The 25195-nt window shown below is 67.6% G+C and carries 23 protein-coding genes and 1 rRNA gene; 9 read left to right on the top strand and 15 right to left on the bottom strand.

The genetic code is table 11. The features are described 5' to 3' along the window. Window positions 1-272: transposase family protein (locus G398_RS0109885; protein ID WP_026853480.1), on the bottom strand; the 272-nt coding region annotated here is incomplete at its 3' end. Window positions 273-365: 93 nt separating this feature from the next. Between G398_RS0109885 and G398_RS20780 the strand changes: the two genes are divergently transcribed. From G398_RS20780 to G398_RS19700, 5 genes are all read left to right on the top strand, one after another. Then, entirely contained in the window at window positions 366-1229 is an 864-nt protein-coding gene (locus G398_RS20780) for a DUF7014 domain-containing protein (protein WP_157492366.1), read from the top strand. Window positions 1230-1384: 155 nt separating this feature from the next. Continuing rightward, complete coding sequence (locus G398_RS20775; protein ID WP_157492365.1) at window positions 1385-2272, top strand: hypothetical protein; 888 nt, start codon at window positions 1385-1387, stop codon at window positions 2270-2272. 134 nt (window positions 2273-2406) lie between these two features. Continuing rightward, complete coding sequence (locus G398_RS20375) at window positions 2407-3018, top strand: DUF4145 domain-containing protein (protein WP_043484691.1); 612 nt, start codon at window positions 2407-2409, stop codon at window positions 3016-3018. Window positions 3019-3171: 153 nt separating this feature from the next. Further along, window positions 3172-3624 carry a hypothetical protein gene (locus tag G398_RS0109875; RefSeq protein ID WP_026853479.1) on the top strand — a complete coding sequence of 151 codons (453 nt, stop codon included), beginning with the start codon at window positions 3172-3174 and terminating at the stop codon, window positions 3622-3624. A gap of 131 nt (window positions 3625-3755) precedes the next feature. Next, the gene (locus G398_RS19700) at window positions 3756-4166 is read left to right on the top strand and encodes a hypothetical protein (RefSeq protein WP_026853478.1); all 411 of its coding nucleotides are present in this window, start codon (window positions 3756-3758) and stop codon (window positions 4164-4166) included. 9 nt (window positions 4167-4175) lie between these two features. Here the strand turns inward: G398_RS19700 and G398_RS17600 are convergent, their stop codons facing one another. The 5 genes from G398_RS17600 to G398_RS0109845 all read right to left on the bottom strand — a co-directional run bounded on the left by G398_RS17600 (window position 4176) and on the right by G398_RS0109845 (window position 9703). Further along, entirely contained in the window at window positions 4176-7214 is a 3039-nt protein-coding gene (locus G398_RS17600) for a helix-hairpin-helix domain-containing protein (RefSeq protein ID WP_052571791.1), read from the bottom strand. A 164-nt stretch (window positions 7215-7378) separates the two neighbouring features. Further along, a complete protein-coding gene (locus tag G398_RS0109860) occupies window positions 7379-7717 on the bottom strand; it encodes a hypothetical protein (RefSeq protein WP_026853477.1) in 339 nt (112 codons plus the stop codon). Continuing rightward, window positions 7714-7965, bottom strand: a complete 252-nt coding sequence (locus tag G398_RS0109855; protein WP_026853476.1) for a BrnT family toxin — start codon at window positions 7963-7965, stop codon at window positions 7714-7716. Before G398_RS0109855 ends, G398_RS0109860 begins: the two co-directional genes overlap by 4 nt. Window positions 7966-8002: 37 nt before the next feature. Beyond that, window positions 8003-9130 carry a Y-family DNA polymerase gene (locus G398_RS21190; protein ID WP_157492364.1) on the bottom strand — a complete coding sequence of 376 codons (1128 nt, stop codon included), beginning with the start codon at window positions 9128-9130 and terminating at the stop codon, window positions 8003-8005. Between the two features lie 138 nt (window positions 9131-9268). Then, a complete protein-coding gene (locus G398_RS0109845) occupies window positions 9269-9703 on the bottom strand; it encodes a molybdenum cofactor biosynthesis protein MoaE (protein WP_026853474.1) in 435 nt (144 codons plus the stop codon). Window positions 9704-9764: 61 nt separating this feature from the next. Here G398_RS0109845 and lat point away from each other — a divergent pair, with 61 nt between their 5' ends. Continuing rightward, window positions 9765-11105 (top strand): L-lysine 6-transaminase, encoded by a 1341-nt coding sequence (gene lat / locus G398_RS0109840; protein WP_052571790.1) that lies wholly within the window; start codon window positions 9765-9767, stop codon window positions 11103-11105. Continuing rightward, a complete protein-coding gene (rnhA, locus tag G398_RS0109835; protein ID WP_026853472.1) occupies window positions 11102-11545 on the top strand; it encodes a ribonuclease HI in 444 nt (147 codons plus the stop codon). The genes lat and rnhA overlap by 4 nt, the downstream gene beginning before the upstream one ends. 40 nt (window positions 11546-11585) lie before the next feature. Here rnhA and G398_RS0109830 read toward each other — a convergent pair whose 3' ends face one another. The 3 genes from G398_RS0109830 to G398_RS21970 form a co-directional block, all read right to left on the bottom strand. Continuing rightward, window positions 11586-13406, bottom strand: a complete 1821-nt coding sequence (locus G398_RS0109830; RefSeq protein WP_026853471.1) for an energy transducer TonB — start codon at window positions 13404-13406, stop codon at window positions 11586-11588. Window positions 13407-13479: 73 nt separating this feature from the next. Continuing rightward, the gene (locus tag G398_RS0109825; protein ID WP_026853470.1) at window positions 13480-14139 is read right to left on the bottom strand and encodes a hypothetical protein; all 660 of its coding nucleotides are present in this window, start codon (window positions 14137-14139) and stop codon (window positions 13480-13482) included. Then, window positions 14132-15547 carry a sigma-54-dependent transcriptional regulator gene (locus G398_RS21970; RefSeq protein WP_052571789.1) on the bottom strand — a complete coding sequence of 472 codons (1416 nt, stop codon included), beginning with the start codon at window positions 15545-15547 and terminating at the stop codon, window positions 14132-14134. Before G398_RS21970 ends, G398_RS0109825 begins: the two co-directional genes overlap by 8 nt. 65 nt (window positions 15548-15612) lie before the next feature. Here G398_RS21970 and G398_RS0109815 point away from each other — a divergent pair, with 65 nt between their 5' ends. Beyond that, complete coding sequence (locus G398_RS0109815; RefSeq protein WP_026853469.1) at window positions 15613-17952, top strand: ComEC/Rec2 family competence protein; 2340 nt, start codon at window positions 15613-15615, stop codon at window positions 17950-17952. Here the strand turns inward: G398_RS0109815 and G398_RS0109810 are convergent. From G398_RS0109810 to ettA, 4 genes are read right to left on the bottom strand one after another with little or no spacing between them, the layout of a single operon-like run. After that, window positions 17921-18502, bottom strand: coding sequence for a phosphorylase family protein (locus tag G398_RS0109810; RefSeq protein ID WP_157492363.1), 582 nt, complete (start codon window positions 18500-18502; stop codon window positions 17921-17923). The genes G398_RS0109815 and G398_RS0109810 overlap by 32 nt on opposite strands. A 9-nt stretch (window positions 18503-18511) precedes the next feature. After that, entirely contained in the window at window positions 18512-19369 is an 858-nt protein-coding gene (locus G398_RS17590) for a DNA cytosine methyltransferase (RefSeq protein WP_043484688.1), read from the bottom strand. Window positions 19370-19373: 4 nt separating this feature from the next. Further along, on the bottom strand, window positions 19374-19991 hold the full coding sequence (locus G398_RS21085) for a hypothetical protein (protein WP_026853467.1): 618 nt from the start codon (window positions 19989-19991) through the stop codon (window positions 19374-19376). Next, complete coding sequence (gene ettA / locus G398_RS0109795; RefSeq protein ID WP_026853466.1) at window positions 19988-21685, bottom strand: energy-dependent translational throttle protein EttA; 1698 nt, start codon at window positions 21683-21685, stop codon at window positions 19988-19990. The genes G398_RS21085 and ettA overlap by 4 nt, the downstream gene beginning before the upstream one ends. Before the next feature lie 205 nt (window positions 21686-21890). Here ettA and G398_RS0109790 point away from each other — a divergent pair, with 205 nt between their 5' ends. Next, window positions 21891-22277, top strand: a complete 387-nt coding sequence (locus G398_RS0109790) for a DUF6982 domain-containing protein (protein ID WP_026853465.1) — start codon at window positions 21891-21893, stop codon at window positions 22275-22277. A gap of 1 nt (window position 22278) precedes the next feature. Here G398_RS0109790 and ppdK read toward each other — a convergent pair whose 3' ends face one another. Further along, a complete protein-coding gene (gene ppdK / locus G398_RS0109785; RefSeq protein WP_026853464.1) occupies window positions 22279-24993 on the bottom strand; it encodes a pyruvate, phosphate dikinase in 2715 nt (904 codons plus the stop codon). A gap of 115 nt (window positions 24994-25108) precedes the next feature. Continuing rightward, window positions 25109-25195, bottom strand: a 5S ribosomal RNA gene (rrf, locus tag G398_RS22165); the annotation flags it as partial.

The following is a 25195-nucleotide window of genomic DNA, read 5'->3' as shown; positions in this document are numbered from 1 at the left end:
ACCTGCTTCACCCCGTGCTGGTCGCAGCGGCAGCGCGGCACCCGCGCCGTCAGATAGGCCGAGTGCTGGAAGAAGTCTAGGTGCCGCCAGGACTTCTCCTCGGTGTCGTGGACCTTCGAGGATTCGCCGCACTCCGGACACGGGAACGAGGCCCCCCGTGGGAAGTCGATCCGGATGTCCAGTCGCCGTGACTCGGCGGTAAACACCAGATCTTTCACCTCCCAAGGGGAGGTCAAACCCAGCGCCATGGTGAAAAGGGCATTCGCGTCCATCCACCCATGGTCCCAGCCTTACCAGTCCGCTGAGGTCCTACCCACCCAATTCAGCGAGGAACCCATAAGACGGCCTTGATTGAAAAGCGGCTAGTGCTCAGCCTGCCAAACCGTCTGAGAAAGCGTTTGGGTGGAATTATCGAAAAATTCGACTTTGATTTTGAAACGCGCGACGACTATTCAAGCTGGAGTAGTCAAACCAGCGCAATTATAGAAACAGAAGCCGAGTTAAGGCGTAGATATGGAGTTGACGAACTTGAAGCTCGAGATGAGAACGGTCAAATTTGTAAAGTTGATCTAAAAGGATTCATCTTCGGAACCTATCCTTCAAAAGTTCTTGATGCTATTGAGTTTTTCTTTACACAACTACCCGAAGAACGTATGCTGAATTTTCAAAATGAAATCAATTTGGCGTTCGAAGTCGAATCTTCTCCTTGGAGGTTAAGTGGAGGTCAATTTTTCCAAGTTGATTCCACCTTCATAGAATTAAATCTAATTGCCAAGTCATATGAACTTTTAAAAGCAGAAGGATTTGATGGAGCATTGAATGAATTTAATGAGGCAAGAAATAATCTTTCTTCTGGTGACACAAAGGGGGCTATTGTTAATGCATGCAAATCATTTGAAAGCGTACTTAAAACCATTCTGAGCAGCACCGAAGGAAATGCCTCTACTCTTATTCGTAATTATTCAAAAAATGTCATCTCTCCAATATCAATTGCCAATTTTGATGCCGCGTTTGGTGAAAGTGTTCTAATGAGTGTTGCATTTCTCCGTAACCGCCTCGGAGGTCATGGTCAAGGCGAGACCATCCAAGATGTTCCCAAACGGTACGCCAACCTAGCAATTAACCTCACAGCCAGCTTGAACCTTTTTCTAATTGAATCTTACATTCTTGCCACAAAAGATAGTCCTAAAAATGAAGAAGGGACTTTTGATGAAGACATCCCTTTCTGATTTTCGTCGAACCATCGCCCTAACCCTGCGCTCAACTCGGATTCCGCCTGTATTGCCTTCCGCTCTCTCTCAACCACACGCTTCCTCGGCTCCGTTCAGCGCCTCGGTGCAGGCGGGGCCGGTTAGCTTCATTCGTTAGCTGCTAAGGAGTAACCATGGAGATTCCGGTGAAAATTGCACCAGATGAAGGTGGCTACACGGGCAGAGAATGTCCAACATGCGAGAAATATTTCAAAATCAAATTCGGGACTGGCCTTCCCTCTGCTTCAGAATGTCATTGCCCGTACTGCAATCATGTCGGTCTTCAGAATGTGTTCTGGACGAAACAGCAACTCGAATATGCGAGATCAGTGGTCCTCAATCAGATCTCCGGCGATCTCCTACAACAAATGAAACGAATGGAGAGAAGGCCAGATCCGAATGCTTTCATCTCAATCGGAATAACTGTGAAGGGGCAACCAACTCCAATTGCCTATTACACAGAATCTGAGCTAGAGGAGCGACTGACCTGTTCTTCTTGCACCCTTGAATACGCGATATACGGAGCATTTGGATTCTGTCCAGATTGCGGCGTCCACAACTCATTCCAGATCCTGAATGCGAACTTTGATCTAGCTTTGAAGGTCCTTGATCTCGCCAAAATTTCGGCCGATGAGATCAAATCGAAGCTCGTCGAGAACGCGCTAGAAGACGTTATTTCCTCATTCGATGGGTTTGGGAGGGAGCATTGCCTAAACCTGCCCGGCAAACTCTCATTCCAGAATATTGCGGCTACAAAAGAAAAGTTGCTCCGTGAAAATGGAATCGACATCTCACTGGGCTTAAACACAGCCCAGTGGTCCTTCGTCTGTGAGCAATTCCAAAAGCGGCACTTGTTGGCACACAAAATGGGAGTCATTGATGATGATTACGCGTCCAGGACGGGGACTCATCCTTCTCTAATAGGGCGAAAAGTGGTCATCACCGAGAGCGATGTACGTATTCTTATCGAAAACCTCCAGGTGGTCGGTCAGAATTTGGTTAAAGGTGTCGCACGCAGCTAACCCTCCGCTCAATTCGGACCCCGCCTGCATTGCGTTCCGCTCTCTCTCAGCTTCCCGCTTCCTCGGCTTCGCTCAGTGCTTCGGTGCAGGCGGGGCCGGTTAGCTTCCTTCGTTAGGCCTCATTTGGAGCGTCCATGTCCTCTTCTTTTCCTCCATCCTTGAAAATCGCTTGGCAGAACCTCAGCAACATACCGGCAAAGCAATATGAGTGCAGTTTCTGTGGAGCCTCGGTTGCGCCCGATAAAGGGTGGTACGGGGTTAACCCTGGCAACAATCGGCCAACTGCCTCGATTTTCATTTGTCATCAATGCACACGTCCGACTTTTATTGATCCAGACGATCGTCAGTACCCAGGCAAGCCATTTGGACAATCCGTCGATGGAATTCCAGAACAGTCATTGCGCGATTTATTCGATGAAGCCAGAAATACGATGTCCGCGTCATGCTACACGGCCTCGGTGCTCTGCTGCAGAAAAATATTGATGCATATAGCTGTTGAAAAAGGTGCAGCACCTGGCGATAAATTCATTAAATACGTCGAGCACCTTTCTGAGAATAATTACATCCCGCCGGACGCCAAGGGCTGGGTCGACCATATTCGAACCAAAGCGAATGAAGCTAATCACGAAATCACCGTAATGACTCGTATAGATGCTGAAGAACTACTTTCATTCACTGAAATGCTGTTGAAGGTGATTTACGAATTTCCGGCAGCAATCAAGAAACGAATAACGCCTCCTGCTTGAGTTCGCCCCTTGGCCTAACCTCTAGCTCAACTCGGACCCCGTCTGCACTCCCCTCCCCTCTCTCTCAACCGCCCGCGCCCTCGACTCTGCATGTTCCTTGGCGGAGGATAGGTCGGTTTTCTTCATTCATCCGTCCCACTTCAAGGAGTCGCCATGCACCTCAAAAATCGAATCCTTAGTGCCCTTGTGATCGCGCTCCTGGCCTTGCCTGTACGCGCCAACGATGTGGTGAAATGCTCCGCCAAGGAGCTTCCCACGCACGCCTTTGTGTACGACGGGATCTCCATCCAGGTTACGGAACTCAACGGGTACAAGCTTTTCGACCGCGAACGGAAATTCTCGGGCCGGGCGAGGGTGACCCTGTCCCTAGAAAATAAAACGACCCATGTACGAAAATTCGAGCCTCAGGCTTTGAGCTATGTCGGGAAGGACGGCCTTCAGGTCTTCCCAGTTTTTGAGCGGAATCTGGCCGATGACACGCTCCCGATGGTCCTCCTCCTAGCGCCCGGAGCCCATGCTTCCACCGAATATGCGCTGACGGGCCGGCTGACCTTTCCCGTCAGGATCTACCTTGGAGAAGCACTCGTGGCTGAGGTATCCGAATAGCGTGCCTGACCCCACGCTCAATTCGGGCTCCGTCGGCATGGCCTCCCGCGCTCCCAACATCCTGTTTCCCCGGTTCCGCACATCGCCTTGGTGCAGGCGGAGCCAGCCGGCTTCCATCCAGGAACTCCCTCATGCACCGGCCCCACCCCGCTGTCGTCGCCGCCCTGATCCTCCTGTCCACCGCTTGCGCCCCGCTGGTCTCGACGCACGCCAAGGCGCCGGGGGTCCAGATCACCAGCGAGTGCTTCACGGAGGGCGGGGAGACGTTCGTCCGGCTCGGGGTCGTGGCGGTGGAGGAGGGGGCGCCCTGGTTGGTGGAGTTCGCGGAGGGGGCGCCGGAGAAGCTGGTGGTGGAGGTGAACCAACCCCTCACCCGCATCCGGTGGAAGGTGGGGCGGGATCGCTTCAAGGCGCTGGGCATCGCCCCCTACGAGCTGCGGCTATCCTCCGGGGACCGGGCCTTCAAGGTGACCGTGGCCTTCCGGACCACCTCCCAGCAGGTCATCGGGGCCTTCATCCAGACCGTCGCCAGCCTTCATTGAGCCCATCGCTCACTGGACCTCGAACACCGCCAGCCCGTCCTGCAGGGTGGTCTTCCCGCGGATGGACACCACCTCGCCCACGCGGAAGGGGCGCTGGCGGCGCCTGAGGACGGGGGGGAAGGCCACGGCTTCGCAGAGGCCGGTCTCGTCCTCGAAGGTGACGAACTGCATGCGCTCGCCCCGCTCGGTGGCCACTTCCTTGTCGGCCACCACGAGCGCCCAGAAGCGGAGGCGGGTTTGGGAGAAAGATCCACCACGGAGGCACGGAGGGCTCTGAGAAGAAATCACGGAGGGATGCTCTGTGGTCTCCTCCGTGATTCCTCCGTGCGCTCCGTGTCTCCGTGGTGAAGCCTTGCCCACATCCGCCACCCGGTCGGGGCCCCCGCCCTTGCGGACGCGGGCCAGGGCGGCGGGGTGGATCTCCAGGGTGAGGGCCATGGTGGCCAGCTCCAGGTCGGCGCGGTCGAAGGCGTCCGTGGGGCGCGGACGCACGCCGGCGGGCACGCCGCCCAGGCGCGCCCACATGAGGCGCGTGCGGTCGCCGTCCGGCGCCCAGCGGTCGAAGGCCCCGGCGGCGCAGAGGGCCTCGGCGGTGGTGACGGAGGGCTTCACCCGGCCCAGCAGGTCGTCCAGGTCCGCGAAGGGGCCACGCTGTTCCCGATTTTCCAGCAGGGCCTCCACCTCTTTCGCCAGGGCGCCCTGCACCTGCATGAGGCCCACCCGCAGGGCCTGCTCGCCCTCGGCGGTGAAGGCCCAGGCGGAGGCATTGGCATCGGGCCCGCGCACCACCAGGCGGTGCCGCCGGGCGTCGCCCAGGTAGGCGATGGCGGGGTAGTAGCCGCCCTGGTTGGTGATCACCGATGCGAAGAACACCGCCGGGTGGTGGGCCTTGATCCAGGCGCTCTCGAAGCTCACCTGGGCGTAGCTGGCGGAGTGCGGCTTGCAGAAGGAGTAGCCCGTGAAGGTGCGGATCATGTCCCAGGCCTCGTCCACCGTTGAAGGCCGCACGCCCCGCGCCGCGCAGCCGCCGCGGAACCGGGCCTCGAAGTAGGGCAGCTTCTCCTCGCAGTCGGGCTTGCCCAGGAGCTTGCGGAGCTGGTCGGCGTCGTAGTGGCTCCAGCCCGCCAGCGCCACGCAGACCTTGATGACGTCCTCCTGGTACACCAGCACGCCGTGGCTCTCGGAGAGCAGCTCGTTGAACACGGGATCGCTGGGCTCCCAGGCCTCCTCGCCGCGGCTGCGCTTCACGTAGCGGTCCACCCAGCGGTAGGCCGCGGGGCGGATGAGGCTGGAGTGGATCACCAGCGTCTCGAAGTCGCCCTTCCGCACCCGCTGCTGGAGCTGGCGCGTGGCCGGGCTCTCCACGTAGAAGACGCCGATGCTGTCACCCCGGGCCAGCAGGGCCTGGGTGGCGGCATCGCCGCGGGAATGTGAGCCGGGGTCCGCCGGCACGGCGTCACCCAGCACCGCGTAGGCGTCGCGGATGACGGCCAGGCTGCGGTTCCCCAGCAGGTCGATCTTCACCAGGCCGTAGTTCTCCACGCCGTCCTTGTCCCAGGTGGTGGTGGAGACGCCCTCCTTGGCGGGCGCGGGCTGGAAGGCGGCGTGCTCCCAGAAGGGCCCGGGCGTCACGACGGTGCCGCCGGGATGCACGGAGAACTGGTGGAAGTGCCCCCTCAGCGCCGCCGCCTGGCGCAGGATCGTGTCCCAGGCGGGGTTCTCGGCCGCGCGGGGGAGGCCCCCTTCCCAGCCGCGCACGTAGCGGGCCAGCTGCTTGAGCTCGCTGTCGGGCCGCCCGTGGGCCTGGGCCACGGCCCGCAGGGCGCCCTTGGCCTTGAAGAAGGCGTGGTTGGCCACCATGGCCACGCGGTCGCGGCCGTAGCGCTCGAAGACGGCCTGGATGACGGCGTCGCGCTCGTCCCAGGCGAAGTCGATGTCCATGTCCGGGGGGTCCTTGCGCTCCGGCGTGAGGAAGCGCTCGAACATGAGGTTCGTGGCCACGGGGTCCACGTTGCTGAGGTCCAGGGCGTAGCCCACCAGGGAGGCCGCCCCGCTGCCCCGTCCGCAGATGCGGGTGGGCAGGCCCTTGTGCCTCAGGGCCTGCACGATGTCCTGGACCAGCAGGAAGTAGCGGGTGAATCCCATGGCGGTGATGAGGTCCAGCTCCCGCTCCATGCGCAGGAGGGCCCGGTCGCGCAGGTCGGCCGAAGCGCGGGCGTACTTCTCCGCCACGCCGGACCGCACCCGCGTCCGCAGGAGGGTTTCGAGGTCCTCGGCTTCCCGGCCCAGGGGCTTCGACACCTCCCAGCTCCCCCAATGGATCCGCCACCCCGAGATGCGCTCCAGCACGGCGGCCGTGGCCCGCGCCACGGCGGGTTCGCAGAAGGGGAAGCGCGATTCCCAGTCGGCCCGGGGCACGGCGGCCTCGGCGGGCTGCCACAGGGCTTCCGTCCGGATGAGCGTGGCCTGTGCCTCGATGGCCCGCTTGAGCCGGTGCATCTCCAGGCCCTCGGCCGTGCGGAAGCGCAGCACCTGGGGCGCCACCACCTCCAGGCCCGCCGCCAGGGCCTTCCGCGCCTCCTGGGCGCGCCGGGGATGGGCCAGCAGGGCGCCGTAGAGGCCCTCGCGCAGGAGCGCGTCCAGGCCCGCGAGGTCGTCGGCCAGCAGCACGCAGTCCCGGGGCGGTTCGGGGGCGCCGAGGCCCGGGATCTCCGACGTCCCCTCGTGGGCCTGGGCCGAGAGCAGGCGGTTCAGGGCGGCGTAGCCATCGTCACTGAAGGGCAGCGCCCCGTAACCGTGGCCCCGCCAGGTGAAGCGGCTGCCCAGGTGCAGGCGGAAGCCCTCCCAGCGCGGATCCGGCGGCAGGCCCTCCAGGCGCCGGGCCTCGTGGATCCATTCCAGCTCCCCCCGCAGCTTCGGGTAGCCCGCCACCCCCCGGTCCCAGCAGACCAGGTCGCGGTAGCCCAGGCGCCGCGCCAGCTCCAGCAGCTGCCTGGCCGGGTAGACGCCTTCACCTATGGAGAAATCGGAGATGCCGAGGGCGAACATGGGGGGGCATACCAGAGGAGAAAGGATCTCCACGAAGGACACGAAGAAAGGCACCAAGAGCGATTCGTGTTCTTGTTTCCCCTTCGTGTCCCTCTCGGTATCGGCGAAGCCGATACACGAGACGAAAGGACATCTTGTGGAGATCTTTTGTGAGAGAGGAGGCCTCAGGCCCCCCGGTGATGCATGAGGTATTCGACAGCGGCCACCTGGAGGAGCGCGTTCAGAGAGAGGCCTTCGGCCTTGGCCCTGGTCTGGAGCTGTTCCAGGAGGGCCTCGGGCAGCCGGATGGCCTTCACCACAGTGGGGGCGGCGGCATCCCCGGCCTTTGGCCTTCCCCGGCGGATGCGGATAGGCGTCCCCAACACCTCCCTGCCCTGGAAGGCCCGTTCTGCCCAAGCGGCATCGGCCTCCTGGCGGGCCCGCAGGGTTTCCAGGGGTTCACCAGGTTCGGAGACCTTCTCGAACTCGGCCATGGACATGCGCTTGGCTTTCTTGGAAGTCATGGCGTTCTCCTGCGTTTGGGGCTCATCCAATGCGCGGTGATGATCCGGAAGCCCTCGGGGAAGACTCTGGCGAAAGCCACCTTGAGCGTCCGATCTTCCACGGCGGCCTCCAGCACCCATCGATTCAGCCGGGCGGCATCGGGAAAGACCGTGGCATCCCCAGCCTGGAAAGCCGCCTCCGCCTGGGCTTCGGAGACGCCGTGCCGAGCGATGTGGGCCCGGTTTTCATCGTCCCAGTGAAAGATCATCCCGGCTCCAATAAATGTAGAACAATTAATCTCCCTGTCAACACGAGACCCCCCGCCCCATCCACCCCGGCAGGACGGCGCGGTCGGGGAAGCGGCGGCGGAGGCGGGCGAGGGCGGGTTCGAGGCGTTCGAGCTTGGCGTTCCGGGGGTCCTCGAAGAGGCCCCGCTCGCGGCCCAGGCCCCAGGCCAGGCGCAGCTCCACCTCGCGCACCAGGAGGCGGCGGGTGGCCAGGGCCAGGAAGGCCTGCTGGAGGCGGCGGGCCAGGACGAGGGGCGGCGCCGTGAGGTCCTCGGGGGCGGCCCGCCAGGTGTGGGGTTCGCCGTCCACGTCCCACCAGCGCAGGGTCAGCGTGCGGGGGTGGCGGGGGTCGGACCAGAGCCAGTCCAGGCAGCGGGTGGCCAGGGCCACCTCCTCCGGCAGGCGGGGGGGCTGGAGGCGCCAGCCGTGGCGGGCGTGGCCGGGGCGCTCCGTGAGCAGGGGCAGCTTCGGCCGGTCCTCGCCCCGCACCCGGGCCCGCAGGTCCGGCGCCAGCTTGGGGTTGGTCAGTTCCGCCAGCACCGGCAGGGGCACGGGCTGGAGGTCGCCGAAGGCCCGCAGGCCCAGGCGGTGGAAGCGGTCGTGCAGGCGCGGGGCCAGATCCGGCAGGCGGCGCAGGGGCTGGGGGGCCAGGAAGTCGGCCTCGGCCCCCTCCCCCACCCGCTCCAGCTCGTGCTCGGCCCGGGCGGCCAGCTGGGCGGCGGTGGCGCTGAGGGACAGGCCCCCATGGCTGGCCCAACCGCGGCGCTGGGCCAGCTCGCGGCGGATGCGCTCGGCGGTGTCCGCCAGGGGGCCGAAGAGCCGCTGGGTGCCCTGGAGCTCCACCAGGGCCTCGCCCAGGCGGCCCAGCTGGCCCTGGGGCGTCCAGTGCTGGAGGAAGTCCCCCAGGTCCGCCTGGGCCTCCCACCAGACCTGGGGCGAGGGATCCAGCACCCGCAGGCCTGGCGCCCGCCGCAGGGCCTGGTCCAGGGGCAGGCCGGGCGCCAGGCCCTCGGCCCGGCCCAGGCGGTTCGCGAACCAGAGTACCGGCGAGCGGGGGCTCTCGGGGCTCAGGAAGGCCAGGGGCCGGTCCCGCAGCGTGCCGTCCCGCCCGCAGGCCAGCTGGAACGGCAGTTCGGGAACCCACATCGCCAGCACCGGGACCTCCTGGGGGATCCCAATGTAACGAAAATTAAGCGAAAATCAATCCTTGAGATCCTGCCCATCGAGGCGCGCGGGCTGCACTCGCGCGTATGCGCAAACCGCGCAGCGGTTTGCGCCCTGCCACTACATCTGGAATCTGTGGGTGCACTCCACCCAGCTCTCGGACCCGTCCTTGTAGCGCTCGCGCTTCCAGATGGGCACGCGCTGCTTGATCTCGTCCATGATCCAGGCGGCGGCCTGGAAGCTCTCGGCGCGGTGGGCGCTGCTGGTGGCCACGATGACGGCGGCCTCGGTGAGGGGCACGACGCCGATGCGGTGGTGGACGGCGCAGCGGGTGAGGCCATAGCGCTCGATGGCCTTCTCGCGCAGGAGGCCCAGCTCCTTCTCGGCCATGGGCGCGTAGGCCTCGTAGGCCAGCTCCAGCACGGGGCGGCCTTCGTGGTGATCCCGGGCCCGGCCCTCGAAGAGGACCAGCGCGCCCGCGTGGGGATCCTCCATGACAGTTCGTAAAGCCATGGCATCCAATGGCGCTTCCTGAACCGATATCCAGGGAATCATGCGTGCCTCTCTCCGCTCCAGACCCAACCATACATTGAATACGACATCCCTGAGGGCCGCCATGACCAGCCTGCACGTTGATCCGAACGCCGTCTTCGACACCCTGGGCCGCCACATGCTGGTGGACGGGTTCCATCTGGTGATGGACCTGGAGAAATCCCACGGATCCTGGATCGTGGATGCCCGGGACGGACGCAAATATCTGGATTTCTACACTTTCTTTGCCACGACCCCCCTGGGCCACAACCACCCCCGCCTGCGGGAGCCGGAGTTCGTCCGGCACCTGGGCGAGATCGCGGTCAACAAGCCCGCCAACTCGGACATCTACACTACGGCCTTCGCGGAGTGGGTGGAGGCCTTCGGCACCTACGCGGCGCCGGACTACCTGCCCCACCTGTTCTGGATCGACGGTGGCGCCCTGGCGGTGGAGAACGCCCTGAAGGCGGCCTTCGACTGGAAGGTCCGCAAGAACCTGGCGGCGGGCAAGGGCGAGAAGGGCTCGCAGGTCATCCACTTCCGCGAGGCCTTCCACGGCCGAAGCGGCTACACCCTGAGCCTCACCAACACCGCCGACCCCCGCAAGCACCAGTACTTCCCCAAGTTCCCCTGGCCCCGGGTGCCGAACCCCAAGCTCACCTTCCCCATGGACCTGGCCCAGATCGAGGCGGCGGAAGCAGAGTCCATCGCGGCCATCGAGGCCGCCGTGGCCCAGAATCCCGATGACATCGCCTGCCTCATCGTCGAGCCCATCCAGGGCGAGGGCGGCGACAACCACTTCCGCGGCGAGTTCCTGAAGAAGCTCCGCGTCCTCGCGGATCGTCATGATTTCCTGCTGATCTTCGACGAAGTGCAAACGGGCTTCGGCGCCACCGGCAAGTGGTGGGCCCACCAGTGGTTCGACGTGCAGCCCGACATCATCGCCTTCGGCAAGAAGGCCCAGACCTGCGGCATCGCCGCGGGCAAGCGGCTCGATGAAGTGGAAGGCGTCTTCAAGGTGCCCAGCCGCATCAACAGCACCTGGGGCGGCAACCTGGTGGACATGGTGCGCGGCACGCGCATCATCGACGTCATCCGCGAGGAGAACCTGCTGGAGCACGGCGTGAAGCAGGGCGAGCGCCTGCTCAAGGGCCTGCAGGAGATCCACCGCGACTTCCCCGAGTTCACCGCGAACCCCCGCGGCCGCGGCCTCTTCTGCGCCCTGGACATCGCCACGCCGGAGCTGCGCAATGCCGTGGTGGCCAAGGGCCACGAGCTGGGCATGATGATCCTCTCCACGGGCTTCAAGGGCCTGCGCTTCCGCCCCGCCATGAACCTCCGGCCGGAGGATCTGGACCTGGGCGTGGAGCTGCTCCGCAAGGCCGTGGCACAGGTGGCGGCCTCATCCCCTACTCTGGTGGGATGAAGATCGAGCTCTACTGCGATGGCGCATGTCTCGGGAACCCCGGTCCGGGCGGCTGGGGGTACCTGCTGCGGGTGCATCTCGCCTCCGGCATCCAGGAGAAGGAAGGCTCAGGGCCCGAGGCGGACACCACCAACAACCGCATGGAGCTGACGGCGGCCATCCGCGGCCTGGAGGCCCTCACGAAGCCCTGCCAGGTGCTGCTCCAGAGCGACAGCCAGTACGTGGTGAAGGGCATCACCACCTGGCTGAAGGACTGGAAGCGGCGGGGCTGGAAGAAGGCCGACGGCAAGCCCGTGCTCAACGCGGATCTCTGGCAGGCCCTGGACGCGCAGCTCTCGCGGCACCACGTGGAGGCCCGCTGGGTGAAGGGCCACGCGGGCCACACGGAGAACGAGCGGGTGGACCGCCTGGCCAACGAGGCGGCCCAGTCCCTGACGTGAAACGGGCCCCGAGGGGCCCGTTTCGTGAATTCCCGGAGCTCTATCTCCGCTTGGGGAACTTGTAGATGATCTCGGGGGTCCAACCGCGCACGGGCCTGCCGTCGCGGATGGCGGGGCTGAAGGTGGACTTGTTCGCGGCGTCGATGGCCGCCTCGTCGAAGCCGAAGGCCCCGGAGACGCCCTCCACCACGGACACCTTCAGGGGCTGGCCCTGCTCGCCGACGAACACCTTCAGGCGCACGAAGTGGTCCAGGTTCGTCTCCCAGCGCATCTGGACGGCGCGGAGGGGGAAGATCGGCACGACCTGGCTCACCACGCGGGCGGGCTGGTCGTTGACCTGGGAGGCCGCCTGCTGGGCTGCGCTCTGGGGCGTGGGCACGGACGTGGGGGTGGGCACGGCCGCCGGGCGCGGGGCCTCCTGCATGGGCTGGGGCTTGGGCGCCTCGGGCGCGGGCGGGGCCGCGGCCACCTTGGTCTCGGCGGCCTTCTTCTGCTCCGCCAGCCGCTGCTCAGCGGCCCTCTGCTCGGCCATCCGCTGCTCCGCGGCCTTCTGCTGCCGCTCGAGGTCCTGCTTACGCTGCTGGTTCTCCTCGAGCTGCTTCTGGAGCTTGGCCTTCTCCTCGGCGGACTTGGTCTCGCTGAGCTGCTTCTGGAGCTGGGCGGTCTTCTCGGCCTCGGCCCGGGCCTTGGCGTCCAGGTCGGCCTTCTGGGCCTCCATCTCGGCCTTGATCCGCTGGAACTCCACCAGCTGGGCCTGGATTGCCGGATCCACCTTGGGGCGCCCGAAGAACATGTAGCCCAGGCCCAGGATCACCACGGCGGCGAGGCCGCCGCCGATGAGGACGGTCTTGTTCTTCTGGCTGGCCTGCTCCTCGGCGTGGCCGTCGATGTGCTCCACGCGCGTGGCGCCGCTGCGCAGGCTCTCGCCGGCGGCGGTGTAGGCCAGGAAGTTGTCGCCCTGCTCGGCTTTCATGGCCGCGGCGTCCCGGTCGTTCTCCTCCCGGAACAGGGTGTGCATGAAGAAGGCCATGTTGAAGGTGGTGGGGCTGTACTCGCCGTCGTAGAGGACGCGCTCGAGCTCGGTGCTGAAGGCCTCCACCGTGGGGAAGGCCTGGCGGCCCAGCAGCAGGCGGCCGAGGAAGGCGCGGATCTCCGCCGGCAGGGGCGAATCCTCCTGGGCGGCCTTGAGGGTGGCCTGGTCCAGGGTGGCCTGGAGGTCGCCGCCGACAGGCAGCTTCTCGAAGGTGAGCAGCTCGTAGAGCACGGCGCCCAGGGCGAAGAGGTCCTGCTGGAGGGCATCGTTCTCGGGGCCCTGGAGGTAGGGGGCGAGCTTGCGCTTCACCGTGGGGGTCCGGGCCAGCGCGCCCTTGGCGAGGGCGGCGAAGGGCGCGTCCACCACCTGGGCGGCCCCCTCGAAGCTCACCCACACGCTGTGGGGGCTCAGCACGCCGTGGGCGGCGCCCTTGGCCTGCATCTGGACGATGCCCTGGGCCACGCCCTGGATGACCGTCAGCGCATGGTCCACGCCGAAGGGGATCTGCTCCTGCTTGGCCTTGTCGATGAGCTGGGCCAGGCTGCGGCCGGGCACGTAATCCCAGGCCACGTGGGGGGTCTTGCCGCTCTCCAGCCGGTAGCCCTGGCCGAAGGTGCGGGCGCCGCCCAGGAGGGACACCACGCGGCCCGCCTCCGCCAGATGCGCCCCCAGGCCCGCCTGGTTCACCTCCTCCGAGAAGGTGCGGACCAGCATGTGCCGGTCGAAGTTGCTCCCGGCGATCACCACGGCCCGGTGGATCGAACCGAAGGGATCGCTGGCCAGTTCGGAGGCCAGGAGGTAGGACCCGAGGCGGGTATAGGTGCCCATGACTTCTCCAGAGGGGATGCTTGGAAAGATATCCGATGCGCGTGGTTTCGCCTAGCCTCGCCGGTGGCGGAATTCATCGCTCCTGCGGGAGTTCCCACTGGTCCCCGGCGGCCCGCCAGGCCAGGATCCAGAGGTTCGCCGTGGCGTGGACGCCATTGGAAAAAGCCAGCTGGAGCTGGGCGAAGGGAACCGAGAGGTCGTCCCAGGGGCCGATGCGGCGGCCCGTGTCCTCGTCGAAGTGGTCCCGGAGCCGGCGGTTCCGCTCCTGCTTGACCGCCAGGAGGCGGCGCAGGGCCGGTCCCGGGTCCAGGCCCCCTGTGGCGGCCCAGTAGGCCTCCTGGGTCACCAGCAGGTGGCTCAGGTTCTGGTCCGCGTAGGCTTCGAAGCTCTCGCGGAGGGGGCTCAGCCCGTCGCTGGCGGAGGGATCCGTGAGCAGCTGCACCTGGTGGGCCAGCACGCCCAGGTCGCGCACGATCTCCTCGGGGCGCCGGTGCTCGTCGCTGAGGCGGAGGACGGTGCGGAACTGCGCCTCCACCTGCTCCACCGTGGGCGGCTGGTCGTTGGCCACGCCCCGGGCCCCCTCCAGCAGCGCCTGGGGATGGGCCCGCAGCAGGGCGGCCATGCCCTTGGGCAGCAGGCGGATGGCCTTGGCCGTCTGGGCCTCGTGGACCCTGGGGGACCAGGCGGCCAGAGGCAGGCAGGAGAGCAGGAGGACCACCAGGGAATCACGCATCAGGCGCCTCCACGGGATGAGCGGTTTCCGCGTCCCCCGGATCCAGGGGGATGCCCAGGGCCCGGAGGCGGTGCAGCAGGGTGGTCCGGCGCATGCCGAGGCGGCGGGCCGATTCGCTCTTGTTCCAGCCCGTGGCCTGGAGGGCCTCCTCGATCAGGTGGCGCTCCAGGTCCTCCAGGAACCGCCCCAGCTCCTGGTTCGGAGGGAGCCGCGGGAAGGCCGGGGAGGGTAGGAGGCCCGCCACGGAGGCGGGGAGGTCCTGGTGCAGCAGCCGCTCGGGGTCGGAGCCGAGGGCCATGGCCCGCTCCACCGCATTCTCCAGCTCGCGCACATTGCCGGGCCAGGCATGGGCCTCCATGGCCTGCAGAGCGGCGGGCTCCACCTGCTTGAGGGGCAGGTGCAGCTCCCGGGCGAACTTGCGCAGGAAGTGGGCCACCAGCACGGGGATGTCCTGGGGATGCTCACGCAGGGGGTGGATCTGCACGGGGATCACGTTCAGCCGGTAGAACAGGTCCTCCCGGAACCGCTTCTGCTCCACGAGGCCGCCCAGGTCCTCGTTGGTGGCAGCCACCAGGCGGAAGTCGGCCTTCAGGGTGCGGGCCGATCCCAGCGGCGTGAACTCCCGCTCCTGGATCACCCGCAGCAGCTTCACCTGGAGGCTGAGGGGCATGGTGCCGACCTCGTCCAGGAACAGGGTGCCGCCCTCGGCCTGTTGGAAGCGGCCGGGCCGGTCCGTGCGGGCATCGGTGTAGGCGCCCCGCACGTGGCCGAAGAGCTCATCCTCCAGCAGGGTCTCGGGGATGGCGCCGCAGTGGATGGGGATGAAGGGCCCCTGGGACCGAGGGCTCCACTGGTGGATGGCCCGGGCCGCCAGCTCCTTGCCCGTGCCCGAGGGCCCCGTGATCAGCACCGTGGAGGGCGAGGGGGCCACCCGCCGCAGCAGGGTCTGGAGCTTCTGCCAGGCATCCGAGCAGCCCACCATCAGGGGCTCGGGCTCCTGGCCCTGGATCTGCTCGCGGAGGCGCTTGTTCTCCTGGTTCAGCTGCGCCTTCTCGATGGCCCGCAGCAGCGTGTGCTCCAGCCCCTCGGTGCGGAAGGGCTTGGGCACGTAGTCGTAGATGCCCATGCGCATGGCCTGGAGGGCCGTCTCCACGGAGGTGGAGCCCGAGAGGACCACCACGACCGTATCGGGCCTGGCCACCGCCTCCCGGGCCAGGTCCAGGCCGTTCAGGTCCGGGAGCATGAGGTCCACCACGGCCAGGTCGAAGGCCTCGTTCCGCAGGAACTGGGCGGCCCGGCGGCCGGAGCCCGTGCCCACCACCTCGTGCCCATGCCGGGACAGCAGGGTTCCCACCACCTCGAGGATGGTCGGATCGTCGTCCACCAGCAGGACCCGCGCCGGATTCATGCAGTCAGGGTCCCGGGCGGGGAGGCCCCTGTCAAGGTTTGGACAGGCTGGCTACACTGGGCGCCATGCTCTCCAGATCCAGCCTGTGGCAGCGCCTGTCCGGGGCCCCGCTCTGGCCGCTGGCCTGGGCCCTGGCCGCCGCCAGCGCTGTGCCCTGGCTGGTGCCCGAGCGCTGGGACGGCCAGGTGGCCGGCCGCTGGGTGGCCCTGGGCGCCCTCATCTGGCTCCTGACCCTGCCCCTGGTCCGGTTCCGCCGCTGGGTCGTCGTGCCCCTGGCCCTGGGCCTGGCGGGCCTCACCTTCCTGGGCCTGGCCCGGAAGGCCCGCTGGGAGGTGGCCCTGCCCGCGGGCTTCCAGGCCCTCGAAGGCCGCATCGACGCCCCCTGGACCCTCCAGGGCGAGCGCCTGCGGAGCCGGCTGGAGGTATCCGCCCCGGATTCCCTGAAGGGCCTGGCCCTGCCCCTCACCGTGCCGGCCGAGGGCGACCTGGCCCCGCCGGCCCCGGGCACCCCCGTGCGCCTGCGCGCCGAGCTTCGGCCCATCCAGCCCGCGCCGGTCTTCCTCGCGGAGCGGCCCCTCTGGCGGGCCCGCAGCGACGAGGCGCCCCGGCGCATCCACCTCGCCTCGGCCCAGCTGATGGAGGCCACGGGTCCCCCCGCGCCCTCACTTCTCCTGCGCCTCCAGGCCTTCGCCCGGGCGCGCTTCGAGGCCCTGCCCCTGGGACCCACCGCCAAGGATCTGTGGGGCGCCCTGGCCCTGGGCATCCCGCCCGCGGACGAGGCCCACTTCAGCGTCTTCGCCGAGAGCGGCACCCTCCACATCCTGGTGGTGTCCGGCCTCCAGGTGACCCTGGTGATGGCGGCGGTGGAGGCCCTCCTGCGCCGGCTGCGCCTGCGGGGAGCCGCCGCGGGCGCCATCGCGGCGGGCCTGCTCTACTCAGGCCTGGTGGGCTTCTCCGCGCCGGTGTGGCGGGGCCTCTTCATGGGCGTGGCCTGGGCCATCGGGCGCTCCAGCGGGTGGAAGCTGCCGCCGGTGGCGGGATTGCACCTGGCCCTGCTGCTCTGGCTGCTGACCCACCCGGCGGCGGGCGCGGAGCCGGGCTTCCTGCTGGCCTGGTGGGCCCTGCTGGGCCTGCTCTGGGGCGCGGAGCCCCTGGCGGGCCTGCTGTCGCCCCTGCTGGGCCGCCTCGCCCTGCCCTTCGCCAGGCTGGCGGCCCCGTGGCTGTCCACCATGCCCCTGCTGGCCCTGCTGCACGGCGGCGCCCCCTGGTGGGGCATCCTGGCCAACCTGCTGGTGCTGCCCCTGGTGGCCTTCCTCACGCCCCTCTGCCTCCTGCTGATCCTGCTGCCCCTGCCCGGCCCCACCCAAGCCGCGGCGGCGTTGCTCACCTGGATGGGCGACCGGCTCGTACCCGCCCTCACCGGCATCGCGCCCCTGGCCACGGGGTGGCTCTGGCCCTGGCTCCTCCTGGCGCTGGGCTGGCTGGCCCTGGCCCACCTGCAGGGGATGCTGCGGCGCACCCGGACCCTGACCGTGGGCCTGGTGGCCGCCTCCCTGGGGCTCCTGGCCTCCCGCGGCATCGGGCGGGCTCCGGGCACCCTGACCCTGGAGGCCGTGGACGTGGGCCAGGGCGATGGCCTGCTCCTGCGCGTGCCGGGAGGCGACGCCACCCTGATCGATACCGGGCCGAGCCCCTGGACCGGCCGGCGCCTCGCCCGCGTGCTGAGCCGGCGCGGGGTGCGGGAACCGGTGCACCTGGTGCTCACCCACGCGCATGGAGATCACGCCGGCGGCTGGGCCACCCTGGCGCGGATCTGGCCGCTGGCCTCGACCTCGGTGCCGGTCACCTCGGACGACGAGGATCCGTGGGAGGCCTTCCGTCCCGCGGGCGCCGACCCCGCGGGACTGCTGCGCGGCGATGCCTGGACCCGCGGCGGGGCCGCCTTCAGCGTGCGGTGGCCCGCCCGGGCCTATGCCCTGCCGGACGCCAACATGGTGTCCACGGTGCTGCGCGTGACCTGGCGGGACCGGGAGCTGTGGCTCATGGGCGACGCCCTGGCCATCCAGGAGCGGGACCTGCTGGATCTGGGCGATCCCGGCGCCAGCCGGGAGACGGAGCCCCATCGCCTCCTGAAGGTGGGACACCACGGCAGCCGCAATGCCACGGATTCCGCGTGGATGGCGGCGCTGAGGCCGGAGGTGGCCATCATCCCCGCGGGCCTGCGCAACCGCTTCGAGCACCCCCACCCGGAGACGCTGGAGACTTTGAGCCGGGCTGGAGCAGCGGCCTGGATCACGGGGCCCAGCGCAGGGGTGCGGATCTCCGCCGTGGCGGAGGGCTGGCGCGTGGAGACCGGCGATGGCGCGGCGATGCTCACACGCCTTCGAAGAAGCCCGATGCCCTGAGGGCCTCCACCAGCCGCTGGCTGCCCTCCGCGTGGTTGGCCTTCCACTGGACCGGGGCTTCCGGTCCCACGTCGTTGACGACGACCAGCGCCCCGCCGCAGGGCACGCCCGCCGCGTGGCAGGCCGCGAAGACGCCCGTGAGCTCCAGGTGCTCGGCCGGGGCCAGGGGGGCCAGCAGGGCCGCACCTTCGGCCGTCTTCGTGATGGCGGGCGGCACGGCCACGGCCTGCGGCGGCAGGGGTCCGGGAAGCGTGGAGGCCCAGCGGATGCGCTCGAGGCCGGGCCGGTAGGCGCCGCCCCGGCGCTCTTCAGGGGAGACGGCGATGGCCTCGGAGGCCCACAGGCACTCGAACAGGGCCAGCCGCCCGTCGTAGCGCCCGCAGGTGCCCAGGAAGAGCACCGCCTCGGGCCGCCGCTCCGCCAGCAGGCGCGCGGTGGTTACGGCGGCGGTCACGGCTCCGATGCCCACCGTGGCCGTCTCCCAGCCTGGGGGTGGATCCCCGGCCAGGGGACCCAGTTCCGGCGTGAAGGCGGAAAGCAGCAGGCGCATGGACAGAGTCTACAGATGATCCAGGGCCCAGGCGGCCACGGGGATGGAGAGGCCATTGCCCAGCAGGCGGTAGCGGGCCTCAAGCGACAGCTCCGCGGGAAAGCGGAACCGTTCGGGCAGGCCCAGCAGCCGCGCCACCTCCGCGGGCGAGAATCGGCGCACGCCGCGCTGCGTCTTCAGGAAGGAGCCGCTGCCCACGAAGCGCTGGCCATAGCCGCCGATGAAGCAGGTACTGCGGCGGTCCTCCGGCGTCACGAAGTCCATGCCGTGGCGGTGGCGGGCCAGCACCTCCGGGCGCAGGTAGAGGCTTTCGTCCTCCTCGGCATCCAGGAAGTCCCCCAGGGGCCGCGGAGGCAGGTCCGGCCGTGGCCGACCTGCCAGGAGCTTCCGCGAGGCCACGATGAAGACGCGGGGCCGCTGGTTGGGCAGGCCGAAGCGGCTGGGGCAGGCCTCCAGGTCCAGGCGGTGCAGGCCGTGGGCGCGCAGGCGGTCCGACAGCAGTTCGTGGGCGTCCGAGCCCAGGAAGCCGGCCACGTTCTCCAACACCAGCCGCTCCGGCGGCGCCTGGAGGAACAGGTCCATGAGGTGGCGGAAGGCCCGGCAGCGGCGATCCTCCAGGCCATGGCGGTTCCCCATGCGACAGAAGGGCTGGCAGGGCGGGCTCAGCAGCCAGGCGTCCGCGCCATGGGCCGCCAGCTCCGCCGGGGGGATCGTGGCCAGTTCGCGGGCCTTCGGTTGATCTCCGTGGTTCAGCGCATAGGTGGCGTTGGCGGCCTCGCTCACATCGTAGGCCGCCACCACGCGGCCCCGGTCCCCGAGGGCCAGGCGCCAGCCACCCAGGCCCGAGAACAGCTCGAGGACGCGCATCCGCCTAGCTGCAGCCGCAGCTTCCGCAGCCGCCGCAGGAGGCGGCGGCAGACAGGGTCGTGCCCCGGGCCAGTGCCTGCCCCACCACGAACAGGCGCAGGCCCATGGCCGCCCCGGCGGCCGCATCGGCCCAGGGGAACCACCGGTCGAGCAGGGCCCCCGCCAGGAGCAGGCCGCCCAGCTCCAGCAGCGTGCCGACCCGGGAGGCGTCCGAGGCCAGGCTGGGATGGAGCCCCGACTGGGCCCGCCGGGCCCACCAGAGGGGTGCCAGGACGGCCAGGGCCGCGCCCGCCAGGGCCAGCGGAGCGGAACCCGCCTGGGGCCTGCGCTCGCCCATGAGGGCCGCGGCGGCGGTGAGGATGGCACCCAGGGCCAGGAGGCGCAGGAGGTGGCTGGCCATGCGGAGGGTCTGCCGCTCCCGCTCGAGGCCACGGTTGCCGAAGCCCTCCCGGATGCGCTGCCCCACCACCAGGGAGGGCAGGCCCAGAAGCAGGGCGGCGGCGCCGAAGGTCCAGAGCGCGATGGCGCCCATGCCGAGGCCGAGCCAGAGGCCGGGCACGCCCAGGAGCAGGCCCGCGGCGGCGGTGGCGAAGGCGGGAACCGGAGAGGCTTCGGTCTTCATCGCGTGAGCTTCCGGTACTTGATGCGGTGGGGATCGAAGGGCTTGAGGCCCAGCACGTCCTTCCGGTACTGCTCGTACTCGGTGTAGTTCCCGTCGAAGAACTGCACCTGGGAGTCGCCCTCGAAGGCCAGGATGTGCGTGGCCAGGCGGTCCAGGAACCAGCGGTCGTGGCTCACCACCACGGCGCTGCCCGCGAAGCTCTCGATGGCCTCCTCCAGCGCCCGCATGGTGTTGACATCGAGATCGTTCGTAGGCTCGTCGAAGAAGAGCAGGTTGGACTCGCTCTTGAGCGTGAGCGCCAGGTTCAGGCGGTTCTGCTGGCCGCCGCTCAGCTCAGCGACCTTCTTCTGCTGGGAGTCGCCGGAGAAGCCGAAGCGGCTCAGCCAGGCCCGGGCATTGATGAGCTTGCCGCCCAGCTCGATCTGCTCGTAGCCGCCCGAGACGGCCTCGAACACGCTCTTGTCGGGATTGAGGCCGGCGCGGAGCTGGTCCACGTAGGCCATGCGCACGGTCTCGCCGAGCTTGATGGTGCCCGCGTCCGGCGTCTCCTGGCCCGTGAGCAGGCGCAGCAGCGTGGATTTGCCGGCGCCGTTGGGGCCGATGACGCCCAGGATGCCGCCGCGGGGGATGGCGAAGCTCAGGTTCTCGAAGAGGACGCGATCGCCGTAGGCCTTGGTGACGCCTTCCAGCTCCGCCACGAGGTCGCCCAGGCGCGGGCCGCTGGGGATGTAGATCTCCAGCTCCTGCTCCTTCTGGCGCCCTTCTTCGCCGGCCAGTCGCTCGTAGTTGGCGATGCGGGCCTTGCTCTTGGTGTGCTGGCCCTTGGGCGACATGCGGATCCACTCCAGCTCGCGCTCGAGGGTCTTCTGCCGCTTCTGGTCGGACTTCTCCTCCCGGGCCAGGCGGCCCTGCTTCTGCTCCAGCCAGCTGGAGTAGTTGCCCTTCCAGGGGATGCCCTCGCCGCGGTCCAGCTCGAGGATCCACTCGGCGACATGGTCGAGGAAGTAGCGGTCGTGGGTGACGGCGATGACCGTACCCTTGTAGTCCTGCAGGTGCTTCTCCAGCCAGGCCACGGTCTCGGCATCCAGGTGGTTGGTGGGCTCGTCCAGCAGCAGGATGTCGGGCTCCTGGAGCAGCAGGCGGCAGAGGGCCACGCGGCGGCGCTCGCCGCCGGAGAGCACGCCGATCTTCGTCTCGGGATCCGGGCAGCGCAGGGCGTCCATGGCCTGCTCCAGCCGCGAATCGAGATCCCAGCAGTCGTGGGCGTCGATCTTCTCCTGCAGCTCCGCCTGCTTGGCCAGCAGCGTGTCCATGTCCACGTCGGGATCGGCGAACTGGTCGCTGATGGCGTTGTAGTCCTTCAGCCACTGCACCTTCTCGGCGGCGCCCTCCTCCACGATCTCGCGGACGGTCTTGGCCTCGTCCAGCTGGGGTTCCTGGTCGAGGATGCCCGTGGTGTAGCCCTTGCTCAGCACGGCCTCGCCATTGAAGTCGTGGTCCACGCCGGCCATGATCCGCAGGACCGTGCTCTTGCCGGAGCCGTTGAGGCCCAGGACGCCGATCTTGGCGCCGTAGAAGTAGCTGAGGGAGATGTCCTTGATGACGGGCTTGTTGTTGTAGATCTTGCTGACCCGCATCATCGAATAGATGATCTCGGGCTGATCTGAGGACGCCTTGGTGGAAGTCTTGGCCATGATCCGCTCAAAAGGGCGATTCTATCGTGCCGGAGCCCCGGCCCAGACTCGCCCTTTCTGGCCTGGGGGCACCCACCGGACGGCCCCGCGATCAACCAGAGGACAGGGACTTGCACCAGAAGCCGTCCGCTTGTAATTTAAAGGCACCAAAATCCATACGCGGGCGTATGCCGCGCCCGCCGGCCCGGATGGCCCGGAGACTCCCATGAACCAAGTGGTGGCGCGATACCTGGACGGATCGACCTTGAAGGGCGAGACCAACGACTTCTTCCCCAACAAGGAACTCTTCCACGTGTCGGTGAATGGATCGAAACCCCTGGAGGTGAAGATCCCGGAGCTCAAGGCCCTGTATTTCGTCCGGACCCTCCAGGGCGATCCCGAGCACCAGAAGACCAATGATTTCCCCCCCAACGGCCCGGCCCCCGGCCGGAAGATGAAGGTCACCTTCAAGGACGGGGAGGTGCTGGTGGGCACCACGCAGGGCTACCAGCCGGGCCGGCCGGGCTTCTTCCTGCTCCCGGCCGACCCGCGCTCGAACAATGAACGGTGCTACATCGTGACGTCCGCCACGCAGTCCGTGGCGTTCGTCTGAATCAATCCAGGGCCGCCTGGGCCGCCGCCAGAGTGGCGATGGGCACGCGATAGGGGCTGCAGCTCACGTAGTCGAGCCCCACGCGGTGGAAGAAGGCCACGCTGCGGGGATCGCCCCCGTGCTCGCCGCAGACGCCCAGCTTGATGCCGGGACGCGCCGCGCGGCCCTTCTCGCAGGAGATGCGCACCAGCTCGCCAATGCCCTCCTGGTCCAGGCTCTGGAAGGGGTCGTCCTCCAGCAGCTTCTTGCCCACGTACTCGGGCAGGAAGGTGCCCGCGTCGTCACGGCTGAAGCCGAAGCCCATCTGGGTGAGGTCGTTGGTGCCGAAGCTGAAGAACTCCGCCTCCACGGCGATCTTGTCGGACGTGATGGCCGCCCGCGGGATCTCGATCATGGTGCCCATGGGGCAGGCGAACTGGGTGCCGCGCTCCTGGTTCACCTGGGCGATCTCGTCCAGCATCTCGGTCTTGGTGTAGGCCAGCTCCCGCACCGTGCCGATGAGGGGCACCATGACCTCGGGCACGGCCTTGACGCCCTTGACCGCCACGTTCAGGGCCGCCTCGGCGATGGCGCGGACCTGCATGCGGATGATCTCGGGGAAGGTGATGCCCAGGCGGCAGCCCCGGTGGCCCATCATGGGGTTGAACTCGTGGAGCTGCGCCACGCGGCGCTCCACGGTGCCGAGGTCCACGCCCAGCACCTCGGCCATCTCGCGCTGGCCCGCCTCATCCTGGGGCAGGAACTCGTGGAGGGGCGGGTCCAGCAGGCGGATGTTCACGGGCAGCCCGTCCATGGCCTTGAAGATGCCTTCGAAGTCCTCGCGCTGCATGGGCAGGAGCTTGGCCAGGGCCTTCTTGCGGCCCTCGGTGTCCGTGGCGAGGATCATCTCGCGGACGGCGAGGATGCGGTCGCCCTCGAAGAACATGTGCTCCGTGCGGCAGAGGCCGATGCCCTGGGCGCCGAAGGCCCGGGCGACGGCCGCGTCGTGGGGCGTGTCGGCGTTGGTGCGCACCTTCATGCGCTTGGCCTCGTGGCTCCAGGCCATGATCTTGGCGAACCGCTGATAGAGCTCACTGTCTTCCGCCTTCAGGCGGCCGTCCACCAGCACCTGGTTCACTTCCGAGGGGTGGGCGCTCAGCTTCCCGGCGAACACCTCGCCGGTGGAGCCGTCCATGGAAATCCAGTCCTGGCCGGCCTTCAGCTCATGCTCGCCGACCTTCACCACGCCCTTCGCGAGATCGATCTGCACGGCAGAGGCGCCGCAGACGCAGGGCTTGCCCATGCCGCGGGCCACCACCGCCGCATGGCTGGTCATGCCGCCGCGGGCCGTGAGGATGCCCTGGGAGGCCACCATGCCGGAGATGTCCTCCGGGCTCGTCTCCACGCGCACGAGCACCACGGGCCCTTCCTGGGCCATCTGCTCCGCCTGTTCGGCGGTCAGGGCGATGCGGCCCGTGGCCGCGCCGGGGCCGGCGTTCAGGCCCTTGGTCAGCAGCTGCCCTTCCTTGCGCAGGCGCTCCTTCTCCTTGGGGTCGAAGACTGGCGCCAGCAGCTGGGAGAGGCTGTCCGCATCGATGCGCTTCAGGGCCGTGCGGCTGTCGATGAGGCCCTCGTCCACCAGGTCGATGGCGATGCGGATGCCGGCCATGGCTGTGCGCTTGCCGTTGCGGGTCTGCAGCAGGTAGAGCTTTCCGCGCTCGATGGTGAACTCGATGTCCTGCATGTCCTTGAAGTGGGTCTCGAGGCGCTTGCAGGTGGCGTCCAGCTCCGCGAAGGCCGCGGGCATGGCCTCCTCCAGGCTCTTCAGGCCCGTACCCTCGGCTTGGGCGCGCGTGATGGGCTGGGGCGTGCGGATGCCCGCCACCACGTCCTCGCCCTGGGCGTTGATGAGGTACTCGCCGTAGAACAGTTTCTCGCCCGTGGCAGGATCACGCGTGAAGGCCACGCCGGTGCCGCAGTCGTCGCCCATGTTGCCGAAGACCATGCTCTGCACGTTCACGCCCGTGCCCCAGTCATCGGGGATGCGGTTCAGGCGCCGGTAGGTGATGGCCCGCGCCGTGTTCCAGCTCTCGAAGACGGCGCGGATGGCGCCCCAGAGCTGATCCATGGGCTCCTGGGGGAAGGCCTGGCCGGTTTCCTCCTTCACGATCTCCTTGAAGGCGGCCACGAGGGCCTTCCAGTCCTCGGCGCCGAGCTCCGTGTCCTGGTGCTTGTGGAGCCGCTCCTTCGCGCGCTCCAGTTCCGCCTCGAAGAGCGCGTGCTCCACGCCCAGCACCACGTTGCTGTACATCGTGATGAAGCGGCGGTAGGAATCCCAGGCGAAGCGGGGATTGCCGCTGGCCTTCTCCAGGGCCAGTACGGTCCGGTCGTTGAGGCCCAGGTTGAGCACCGTGTCCATCATGCCGGGCATGGAGACGCGGGCGCCGGAGCGCACGGAGAGCAGCAGGGGATTCTCGGTGGAGCCGAAGCCGCAGCCACGCACGCCCTCGAGCCACTTCAGGGCCTCCAAGACCTCGGCCTTGAGCCCTTCGGCGAGCTGGCGGCCGTTCGTGTAGTAGGCGTTGCACTGCTCCGTGGTGAGCGTGAAGCCCGGAGGCACCGGAATGCCCAGCCCGGCCATTTCCGCCAGATTGCAGCCCTTGCCTCCGAGAAGGTTGCGCATGGCGGCGCTCCCTTCGTTACGGTTCCCCCCGAAGGTGTAAACACCTTTGCTCATCAGTTCCTCCACGCGGAACTTCCAGTGTATCCGCCGTGACAGATAAATCAGCCGCGGATCCGCGTCCCGGTACGCGAAAACGGGCCACCTCGGAGGGTGGCCCGTTTGGGATTTAACGTCGCAGCGACCTACTTTTCCACTCCTGTGAGGAGCAGTATCATCGGCCCTCCAGGTCTTAACGGCCGTGTTCGGGATGGGAACG

Origin of the sequence: Geothrix fermentans DSM 14018 (genome assembly GCF_000428885.1) — a bacterium.
Taxonomy (GTDB): Bacteria; Acidobacteriota; Holophagae; order Holophagales; family Holophagaceae; genus Geothrix; species Geothrix fermentans.
This window is presented reverse-complemented; position numbering and strand designations above follow the sequence as displayed.

Coding starts and splice junctions, on each gene's coding strand:
- G398_RS20775 (WP_157492365.1), top strand. CDS start 1,385: ATGGAGATTCCGGTGAAAATTGCACCAGATGAAGGTGGCTACACGGGC.
- G398_RS20375 (WP_043484691.1), top strand. CDS start 2,407: ATGTCCTCTTCTTTTCCTCCATCCTTGAAAATCGCTTGGCAGAACCTC.
- G398_RS0109875 (WP_026853479.1), top strand. CDS start 3,172: ATGCACCTCAAAAATCGAATCCTTAGTGCCCTTGTGATCGCGCTCCTG.
- G398_RS19700 (WP_026853478.1), top strand. CDS start 3,756: ATGCACCGGCCCCACCCCGCTGTCGTCGCCGCCCTGATCCTCCTGTCC.
- G398_RS17600 (WP_052571791.1), bottom strand. CDS start 7,214: ATGTTCGCCCTCGGCATCTCCGATTTCTCCATAGGTGAAGGCGTCTAC.
- G398_RS0109860 (WP_026853477.1), bottom strand. CDS start 7,717: ATGACTTCCAAGAAAGCCAAGCGCATGTCCATGGCCGAGTTCGAGAAG.
- G398_RS0109855 (WP_026853476.1), bottom strand. CDS start 7,965: ATGATCTTTCACTGGGACGATGAAAACCGGGCCCACATCGCTCGGCAC.
- G398_RS21190 (WP_157492364.1), bottom strand. CDS start 9,130: ATGTGGGTTCCCGAACTGCCGTTCCAGCTGGCCTGCGGGCGGGACGGC.
- G398_RS0109845 (WP_026853474.1), bottom strand. CDS start 9,703: ATGATTCCCTGGATATCGGTTCAGGAAGCGCCATTGGATGCCATGGCT.
- lat (WP_052571790.1), top strand. CDS start 9,765: ATGACCAGCCTGCACGTTGATCCGAACGCCGTCTTCGACACCCTGGGC.
- rnhA (WP_026853472.1), top strand. CDS start 11,102: ATGAAGATCGAGCTCTACTGCGATGGCGCATGTCTCGGGAACCCCGGT.
- G398_RS0109830 (WP_026853471.1), bottom strand. CDS start 13,406: ATGGGCACCTATACCCGCCTCGGGTCCTACCTCCTGGCCTCCGAACTG.
- G398_RS0109825 (WP_026853470.1), bottom strand. CDS start 14,139: ATGCGTGATTCCCTGGTGGTCCTCCTGCTCTCCTGCCTGCCTCTGGCC.
- G398_RS21970 (WP_052571789.1), bottom strand. CDS start 15,547: ATGAATCCGGCGCGGGTCCTGCTGGTGGACGACGATCCGACCATCCTC.
- G398_RS0109815 (WP_026853469.1), top strand. CDS start 15,613: ATGCTCTCCAGATCCAGCCTGTGGCAGCGCCTGTCCGGGGCCCCGCTC.
- G398_RS0109810 (WP_157492363.1), bottom strand. CDS start 18,502: ATGCGCCTGCTGCTTTCCGCCTTCACGCCGGAACTGGGTCCCCTGGCC.
- G398_RS17590 (WP_043484688.1), bottom strand. CDS start 19,369: ATGCGCGTCCTCGAGCTGTTCTCGGGCCTGGGTGGCTGGCGCCTGGCC.
- G398_RS21085 (WP_026853467.1), bottom strand. CDS start 19,991: ATGAAGACCGAAGCCTCTCCGGTTCCCGCCTTCGCCACCGCCGCCGCG.
- ettA (WP_026853466.1), bottom strand. CDS start 21,685: ATGGCCAAGACTTCCACCAAGGCGTCCTCAGATCAGCCCGAGATCATC.
- G398_RS0109790 (WP_026853465.1), top strand. CDS start 21,891: ATGAACCAAGTGGTGGCGCGATACCTGGACGGATCGACCTTGAAGGGC.
- ppdK (WP_026853464.1), bottom strand. CDS start 24,993: ATGAGCAAAGGTGTTTACACCTTCGGGGGGAACCGTAACGAAGGGAGC.